Origin of the sequence: Aliihoeflea sp. 2WW, from assembly GCF_000497755.1 — a bacterium.
Lineage (GTDB): Bacteria > Pseudomonadota > Alphaproteobacteria > Rhizobiales > Rhizobiaceae > Aliihoeflea.
Map to the genome: position 1 here is coordinate 1 of NZ_AYOD01000067.1, position 7,910 is coordinate 7,910.

7 protein-coding genes are annotated in these 7,910 nt (G+C 66.2%); 4 read left to right on the forward strand and 3 right to left on the reverse strand.

Annotated elements, in window-relative coordinates:
- Window positions 1-76 precede the first annotated feature (76 nt).
- Genes ALII_RS0120505 through ALII_RS0120515 form a run of 3 tightly spaced genes read right to left on the reverse strand, consistent with a single transcriptional unit; the run spans window position 77 to window position 1,404 of the window.
- Window positions 77-448 carry a nuclear transport factor 2 family protein gene (locus ALII_RS0120505; RefSeq protein WP_024589089.1) on the reverse strand — a complete coding sequence of 124 codons (372 nt, stop codon included), beginning with the start codon at window positions 446-448 and terminating at the stop codon, window positions 77-79.
- Window positions 449-476: 28 nt separating this feature from the next.
- The gene (locus tag ALII_RS0120510; RefSeq protein ID WP_029660777.1) at window positions 477-827 is read right to left on the reverse strand and encodes an antibiotic biosynthesis monooxygenase; all 351 of its coding nucleotides are present in this window, start codon (window positions 825-827) and stop codon (window positions 477-479) included.
- A gap of 31 nt (window positions 828-858) precedes the next feature.
- Window positions 859-1,404: a hypothetical protein gene (locus ALII_RS0120515; RefSeq protein ID WP_024589090.1), complete on the reverse strand. Its 546-nt coding sequence runs from the start codon at window positions 1,402-1,404 to the stop codon at window positions 859-861.
- A gap of 119 nt (window positions 1,405-1,523) precedes the next feature.
- Here ALII_RS0120515 and thrC point away from each other — a divergent pair, with 119 nt between their 5' ends.
- The 4 genes from thrC to ALII_RS0120535 are packed head-to-tail and all read left to right on the forward strand — an operon-like array spanning window position 1,524 to window position 7,764.
- The gene (gene thrC / locus ALII_RS0120520) at window positions 1,524-2,930 is read left to right on the forward strand and encodes a threonine synthase (protein WP_024589091.1); all 1,407 of its coding nucleotides are present in this window, start codon (window positions 1,524-1,526) and stop codon (window positions 2,928-2,930) included.
- Between the two features lie 48 nt (window positions 2,931-2,978).
- Window positions 2,979-4,271: a pitrilysin family protein gene (locus ALII_RS0120525; RefSeq protein WP_024589092.1), complete on the forward strand. Its 1,293-nt coding sequence runs from the start codon at window positions 2,979-2,981 to the stop codon at window positions 4,269-4,271.
- A gap of 7 nt (window positions 4,272-4,278) precedes the next feature.
- On the forward strand, window positions 4,279-4,875 hold the full coding sequence (locus ALII_RS0120530; RefSeq protein WP_024589093.1) for a GNAT family protein: 597 nt from the start codon (window positions 4,279-4,281) through the stop codon (window positions 4,873-4,875).
- Between the two features lie 51 nt (window positions 4,876-4,926).
- Window positions 4,927-7,764: an EAL domain-containing protein gene (locus ALII_RS0120535; protein WP_051375961.1), complete on the forward strand. Its 2,838-nt coding sequence runs from the start codon at window positions 4,927-4,929 to the stop codon at window positions 7,762-7,764.
- Window positions 7,765-7,910: the final 146 nt, after the last annotated feature.

Here is a 7,910-nt window from a genome sequence, read left to right on the forward strand (position 1 = left end):
CTCCCTCCCCCTTGTGGGGAGGGATAAAGGGTGGGGGTCACTTCAGAAAGAACAGGCGGCGCAGCCGCGCCACAGACTATTCCACCATCTTCCAGTATGAATCCTTGCGGATCACCTTTCCCTCCCGAAACGTATAGAAGTCGCAGCCCCTGACATTCGTCTTCGTCCCGTCACGGCTCGTCCCCGTCAGGTGCCACTTCGACATGCCCGCTCCGGCCGCCTCGTCGGCGAAATGCTCGGCATCGCCGTAGTGAACGTCCGGCAGCCCCTCGAACCGTGCCGCGATGGCCTTGCGCACGGCCTCCCGGCCTTCGAAGCGCGTGCCCCACGGGTCCGCTCCGCGCGGCATTTCGAGCACGCAGTCATCGGCGAAGAACGCCATGACGCGGTCGGGGTCGTGCGCGTTGAAGGCGTCGCACAGTACTTGCAGGGTCGATCTGATATCCATGGCCGGGCCTCCGTTGCAGAGGCGACCGTCAGCCGGCGGCGTGGGCTTCGCGGCTGTCCTGCGGTGCCTCGGCGCGGTCATTCATACCATAATCGCGAGCGACTTCCGCGATCCGCAGGCGATAATCGCTGAACACACCGCCGCGTCCCTTCGCCTGCGTCTTGCGATGCGCCGGGCGGTTGCGCCAGGCGCGAACCGCCTCCTCGTCCCGCCAGAAGGAGAGGGAGAGGAGCTTGCCGGGCTCGGTCAGGCTTTGGAAGCGCTCGACGGAGATGAAGCCGTCGACGGTCTCGAGTTCACCGCGCAGCGCAGCGGCGAGGTCGAGATAGTGTGTCTGTTCGCCCTTTGCGGGCCAGACTTCGAAGATGACGGCAATCACGATGGCCGCTCCGTTGCCGGGCGCGAAAGGATCAGCGCGCCTCGGGCACGTCGATGCGTACGAAGATGCGGGTCTGCTGGGCGCCGGCCTGCGGGATCAGGACGGCAGGATCGTTGAAGACGAACTGCGTCGCGCCGGCCGTATCAGCGACCTGGACGCCGTAGTTCACCGGATTGGAATAGATCACCTCGCCGCCGCGGCGCGCTTCGACGACGAGCGGCACGGATACCTGGCCGGGGCTGCCGACAGGGCCCGGGACGACGCGGCCGGCAACCGCGACGTTCACGGTGATCGCATCGGCCGAATAGGAACAGGCGCGGGTGGTCTCGGAAATCGTCGTGCGCCGGACGAGCTTGGCCGCGTCGCCTTCGCCGCCGCGTTCATACTGCGACCAGACCGTGCCCTCGGTTTCGAGAATGACCTGCGGGCAATAGGCGCGCAGTTCCTCGACATTGACGGCGGCGGGCTGTGCGGCGGTCGCCGAACCGTCGTTCGACTGGCAGCCCGAGACGGCCACGAGCGAGCCGAGGCCCGCCAGCACGGCAAGATGACGGATCGACGAACGACAAATCGGCATGGACGGCCCTTCCCTCACGCAAAGCTGGTGTTCTATACCAACGCCGAAACCAAAAGGCGACCGGGCGGTTTGCATTACCAACAGTCCGCGGACCCGCCACACACTCCGCAAGGAATCCGATGCGCTTTTCGAGTACGCGCGGCGAGGCGCCGCAACTTGGCTTCGCCGATGTCCTCCTCGCAGGGCTCGCCCGCGACGGCGGGCTCTATCTGCCCGATGCCTGGCCGCATTTTTCCGCCGACGACATCCGCGCGATGCGCGGCCTTGCCTATCCGGAACTGGCGATCCGGCTTCTGACGCCGTTCGTTTCCGAAGACATCGCCGAGGCCGATTTCCGCCGCATCGTCGAGGAAGCCTACGCGACCTTCCGGCACGAGGCGGTATGTCCGCTCGTCCAGACGGGCGCGAACGAATATATGCTCGAACTTTTCCACGGGCCCACGCTCGCCTTCAAGGACGTGGCGATGCAGTTGCTCGCCCGGCTGATGGATCATGTGCTGGAACAGCGCGGCCAGCGGGCGACGATCTGCGGCGCGACTTCGGGCGATACCGGCGGCGCGGCGATCGACGCCTTCGCCGGGCGCGACCGGACGGACATCTTCATCCTCTTCCCGCATGGCCGCGTCTCGCCCGTCCAGCAGCGCCAGATGACGACGTCCACCGAGGCCAACGTCCACGCTCTCGCCATCGAGGGCAATTTCGACGACTGCCAGGCGCTTGTGAAGGCCATGTTCAACGACCACGCCTTCCGGGATCGGGTGATGCTTTCGGGCGTCAACTCGATCAACTGGGCGCGGATCATGGCGCAGATCGTCTACTATTTCTCGTCCGCGATTTCGCTCGGCGCGCCGGACCGGCCGGTCTCGTTCACCGTGCCGACCGGCAATTTCGGCGACATCTTCGCCGGCTATGCCGCCAAGAAGATGGGCCTGCCGATCGACAGGCTCGTCATCGCCACCAACGACAACGACATTCTCGCGCGCACATTCGAGACCGGGCGCTACGAGACGCGCGGCGTCGTCGCCACCACGTCGCCCTCGATGGACATCCAGATCTCGTCCAACTTCGAGCGCCTTCTGTTCGAGGCAGCGGGGCGCGATGCGGCGACGGTCCGGCGCTATATGGAAAGCCTGAAGCAGTCGGGCGCTTTCACGATCGACGCGGGACCGCTCGAGGCGATGCGGGCGGAATTTGCCGCCGGGCGCTCGAGCGTCGGCGAGACGGCGAAGACGATCCGCGACCTGCTCGAAAAGTCCGGCTATCTGGCCGATCCGCATACGGCGATCGGCATCAAGGTCGCGCGCGATTTCGCCGGGGATTCTGCCGTTCCGATGGTCGTGCTCTCGACCGCGCATCCGGCGAAATTTCCCGATGCGGTGCAGGCTGCCAGCGGGGTCGATCCGGCGCTACCGGCCTGGCTCGGCGATCTGATGACGAGGCCCGAAAAATTCGACGTCCTTCCATCAGACCTGAAAATGTTGGAAGATCACATCGACCGCCGTACAAGAGCGGCCGCAAACCAGTAAGGCATGTCGCCATTCACAGACACGCAATGTCCAGGGAGTACGACCCGCATGGGGGTTGAGGTTAGCCGTTTGTCGAACGGCCTGACGGTTGCCACCGAGACGCTGCCGCATATCGAATCCGTGTCACTCGGAATCTGGGTCAAGTCGGGCTCGCGCGACGAGCGCGACGACGAGCACGGCATCGCCCATCTGCTCGAACACATGGCCTTCAAGGGCACGGGCAAGCGCTCGGCGTGGCAGATCGCTTCCGACATCGAGAATGTCGGCGGCGAGATCAATGCCGCGACGAGCGTCGAGACGACGTCGTTCTTCGCGCGCGTCCTCAAGGACGACATGCCGCTCGCCATCGACATCCTCGCCGACATTTTGATGGATTCGAAATTCGACGAGGACGAGCTGGAGCGCGAGAAGCACGTCATCCTGCAGGAGATCGGCGCGGCGCACGATACGCCCGACGACATCGTCTTCGATCGCTTCACCGAGACCGCGTTCCGGCACCAGACGCTCGGCCGGTCCATCCTGGGCACGCCCGAAACGGTTCGCGCGTTCACCTCGCAGCAGTTGCGGGGCTTCCTCGAGCGGCAATATGCGGCGGACCGGATGGTCGTCGTCGCTGCCGGCGCCGTCGACCACGACGCCTTCGTGCGCGAGGTCGAAAAGCGCCTCGGCTCGTTCCAGCCGCGCTGCGAGGCGACGCTGCCTACGCTTGCGCATTATGTCGGCGGTGATTTCCGCGAAAGCCGCGACCTGATGGACGCGCAGATCGTGCTCGGCTTCGAGGGCAGGGCCTATCATGTGCGCGATTTCTACGCGAGCCAGGTGCTCTCGATGATCCTCGGCGGCGGAATGTCGTCCCGCCTCTTCCAGGAAGTGCGCGAGCAGCGCGGCCTCTGCTATTCGGTCTATGCCTTCCACTGGGGCTTTTCCGATACCGGCATCTTCGGCATCCATGCCGCGACCGGCAAGGAGGACATCGCCGAACTGACGCGGGTGCTTCTCGCAGAACTCAAGCGATCCGGCGAGGCGATCCTGCCCGAGGAACTCAATCGCGCACGGGCGCAGTACCGCGCCGGGCTGCTGATGTCGCAGGAAAGCCCGTCGAGCCGGGCCTCGCAGATCGCACGGCAATTGCTGCTCTACGGCCGTCCGATTCCGATGGACGAGCTGATGGACCGGCTGTCGAAGCTGACGACCGAGCGGCTGGCGGACCTGTCCTCGCGCCTGTTCTCGGCCCGGCCGACCATTGCCGCCGTCGGTCCGGTGGGTTCTCTGCCGGCCTTCGAGACGGTCACCGACATGCTGGCCGCTTCACCGGCTCCGGCCCGCAAGCTCGCCGTCTGACACGGCGATGGCGTTTGCGCCTTTCGCCAGAAGCGCCATGCCGGCGCTGTCGGGAGGCGGCGTCACCATCCGTGCGCCGCGCAAGCGCGACCATGAGGAATGGGCGCATCTGCGCCAGGAAAGCCGCGGCTTCCTCGAGCCGTGGGAGCCGCGCTGGCCGGCCGACGACCTCGATTATTCCGCCTGGCGGCAGAGGCTGCGGCGCTACAATGCCGAGGCGGCGGCTGGCACCGGCCACGCCTTTCTGATCTTCGAAACCGAGCGGGGAAGGCTCGTCGGCGGCATTTCCGTTGGAAACATCCGCCACGGCGTCGCCCAATCGGCCCAGATCGGCTATTGGATGGGAGAGCGTTATGCGGGCCGAGGGCTGATGCAGGCGGCGATGAAGCTTGCGCTGTCCCATGCTTTCGACACGCTGAAACTGCACCGGCTCGAAGCGGCCTGCATTCCGGACAATGCACGCTCGATCCGCGTGCTTGAAAATGCCGGATTCCGGCGCGAAGGACTATTGCGATCCTACCTGCGCATCAATGGCGTGTGGCGGGATCATCTTCTCTACGCCCTGATTGCCGAAGAGCATCGGGCCAGACACGAACGAGGCTGAGGTTTGGGGCGTTTCAAGGCCAGCACGATCCTGCTCTTCCTTGCAGCCCTGATGGCGCTCGCCGCCAGCCCCGCACGCGCGCTCGATCCCGTCGCCATCACCGGCAACGAAGCGGCGATCGAACTGACCGATCGGGTCGACCTCTACCGCAACCAGGGTTCCAGCTTCCAGGTCTCGACCGCGCCCGGCACCGACGGCATCGTGCGCCGCATCGAGGTCGACGCCAATGACGAGCGCTCGTCGGGCGACTGGGCGGTGTTTTCGATCTCCAACCCGACCGACCGCCAGATCGACCGGCTGATCGTCGCGCCGCATTTCCGGCTGGTGAATTCGGGCATGATCTGGCCCGATCTCGGATCGAGCCGCATCGCCGCCATCACGCCGTCGGAAGGCTTCGCGCTCGACCGGCAGGCCGCGCCCGACGCCGACGTCTTCCTCGTCACGCTCAATCCCGGCTCGATCGTCACCTTCGTCGCCGAACTCGCCTCGCCGGATCTGCCGCAACTGCGGCTTTGGGAGCCCGAGGCCTACAAGGACAACGTCAACTCCTACACGCTCTTCCGCGGCATCGTGATCGGCATCGCAGGCCTTCTGGCGCTGTTCCTGACCATCCTCTTCGTGGTCAAGGGCACGTCGCTCTTTCCCGCCACGGCGGCGCTCGCCTGGTCGGTTCTGGCCTACATCTCCATCGATTTCGGCTTCCTGACGCGCGTCATCGAGATCACCCCCGGCAACGAGCAGATCTGGCGGGCGGGCGCGGAGGTTGCGCTCGCGACCACCATCGTCGTCTTCCTCTTCGCCTATCTGAACCTCAACCGCTGGCACTGGCACTTCAGCTACGCCGCGCTCGCCTGGGTGTTCGGCCTCCTGATGATCGCCGGCGTCGCGACCTTCGATCCGGCGATCGCATCCGGCATCGCGCGGCTCTCCTTCGCCGTGACCGCCGTCGCCGGGCTCGGCCTCATCGGCTTTTTCGCCATCCAGGGCTATGACCGCGCAGTGATGCTCATACCGAGCTGGCTGATGATCCTCGCCTGGCTCGCGGCGGCCTACATGGCGGTGACCGGCGGTATCGACAACGACATCATCCAGCCAGCGCTCGGCGGCGGCCTCGTCCTCGTCGTGCTGCTCATCGGCTTCACCGTCATGCAGCATGCCTTTGCCGGCGGCGGGCTGCAGCAGGGCCTGTTCAGCGACCTCGAACGCCAGGCACTCGCCGTCACCGGCGCCGGCGACACGGTCTGGGACTGGGACGTCACGCGCGACAAGATCGTCACCCGTCCCGACATCGCGCGCCAGCTCGGGCTCGAGGCCAACAGCCTGCACGGCCCGGCACGCAACTGGCTGCCCGCACTGCACTCCGACGACCGCGACACCTTCCGCACGCTGCTGGACGTCATTCTCGAACACCGGCGCGGACGCATCAGCCAGGCGTTCCGCCTGCGCGGCGCCGACGGGCATTTCCACTGGTTCACGCTCAAGGCGCGGCCGGTGATCGGCTCGGACGGCGAGATTCTGCGTTGCGTCGGGACGATGGTGGACACGACCGAGCAGAAGAAGGCCGAGGAGCGCCTGCTGCACGATGCCGTCCACGACAATCTGACCGGCCTGCCCAACCGGCAGATCTTCGCCAGCCGCCTCGACGCGCTGCTCTCCGTCGCCAAGTCGGAGGACGCGATCCGGCCGTCGGTCTTCGTCGTCGACATAGATCGTTTCAAGCAGGTCAATGACAGCCTCGGCATCTCGGCCGGCGACACGATCCTGCTTACCGTCGCGCGCCGGCTGCACCGCATCCTGAAGCCGAAGGACAGCCTGTCGCGCATTGCCGGCGACCAGTTCGCGCTGATGCTCGTCTCCGAACAGGACCCGGTGCGCGTCGCCGCCATCGCCGAGGCGGTTCGCGACGCGATCAGCGCGCCGATCACCTTCGCCAAGCGCGAAATCGTGCTGACGGCCTCGATCGGCCTCGTCTCCTGGACGATCAACACGTCCAACGCAGCCGACATGCTGAAGGACGCCGAGCTCGCCATGCACCAGGCCAAGCGCTTCGGCGGCGACCGGATCGAGCCCTTCCGCCCGGCCTTCCGCACCGGCGGCAGCGACCGGCTGCAGATGGAATCCGACCTGCGCCGCGCCGTCGAGCGCGGCGAGATGCAGCTTGCCTACCAGCCGATCATCCGGCTCGAAAACGGCACCATCGCCGGCTTCGAGGCGCTGATGCGCTGGGAGCACCCGCGCCGCGGGGCCATTCCGCCCGGCGAGTTCATTCCCGTCGCCGAAAGCTGCGGCCTGATCGTCCAGCTCGGCCAGTTCGCCATGCAGAAGGCCGCCGACGATTTGCACGAATGGCTGCAGCTTGCCGGCGACCTGCCGCTCTTCGTCTCGGTAAACCTGTCCAGCCGCCAGCTCTTGCGCCGCGACCTCGTCTCCGACGTGCGCTCCGTCGTCGCCCGCGCCTCAATCAAACCGCGCAACTTCCGGCTCGAGCTGACCGAGTCGCTGGTGATGGACAATCCCGAACAGGCCGCGCACGTGCTGGCCAAGCTCCGCCAGATCGGCATCGGCCTCTCGCTCGACGATTTCGGCACCGGCTATTCCTCGCTCGCCTACCTCACCCGTTTTCCGTTCGACACGATCAAGATCGACCGCAGCTTCGTCGAGGACGCGAGCCCGAAGCGGCTGGTGCTGCTGCGCTCGATGGTCAACATGGCGCACGAACTCGGCCTGTCGGTCGTCGCCGAAGGCGTCGCGCAGGACAGCGACGCCGAGGAACTGCGCGAATTCGGCTGCGAATACGTCCAGAGCTTCGCCTTCGGCAAGCCGATGTCGGCCGGCGAGATCATGCGGATGCTGAAGGAAAAGCCGGCCCCTGCGGCCGCTGCGGAGTAGGGCGCAGCGGGGTGCTTGGTTGCGCCCGGGCCGAGGGCGTGCGGAGCTGCAATTCCTCAATGTGTGGAACTGTCGAGTTCTTGCTGCGCCCGGCCTTTGGCCGCGCGGACCCCCACCCTTCATCCCTCCCCACAAGGGGGAGGGAG

Excerpts from the sequence above, each read along its gene's own strand:
- ALII_RS0120515 (WP_024589090.1), bottom strand. The coding sequence starts at position 1,404 with ATGCCGATTTGTCGTTCGTCGATCCGTCATCTTGCCGTGCTGGCGGGC.
- ALII_RS0120535 (WP_051375961.1), top strand. The coding sequence starts at position 4,927 with ATGGCGCTCGCCGCCAGCCCCGCACGCGCGCTCGATCCCGTCGCCATC.
- ALII_RS0120505 (WP_024589089.1), bottom strand. The coding sequence starts at position 448 with ATGGATATCAGATCGACCCTGCAAGTACTGTGCGACGCCTTCAACGCG.
- ALII_RS0120525 (WP_024589092.1), top strand. The coding sequence starts at position 2,979 with ATGGGGGTTGAGGTTAGCCGTTTGTCGAACGGCCTGACGGTTGCCACC.
- thrC (WP_024589091.1), top strand. The coding sequence starts at position 1,524 with ATGCGCTTTTCGAGTACGCGCGGCGAGGCGCCGCAACTTGGCTTCGCC.
- ALII_RS0120530 (WP_024589093.1), top strand. The coding sequence starts at position 4,279 with ATGGCGTTTGCGCCTTTCGCCAGAAGCGCCATGCCGGCGCTGTCGGGA.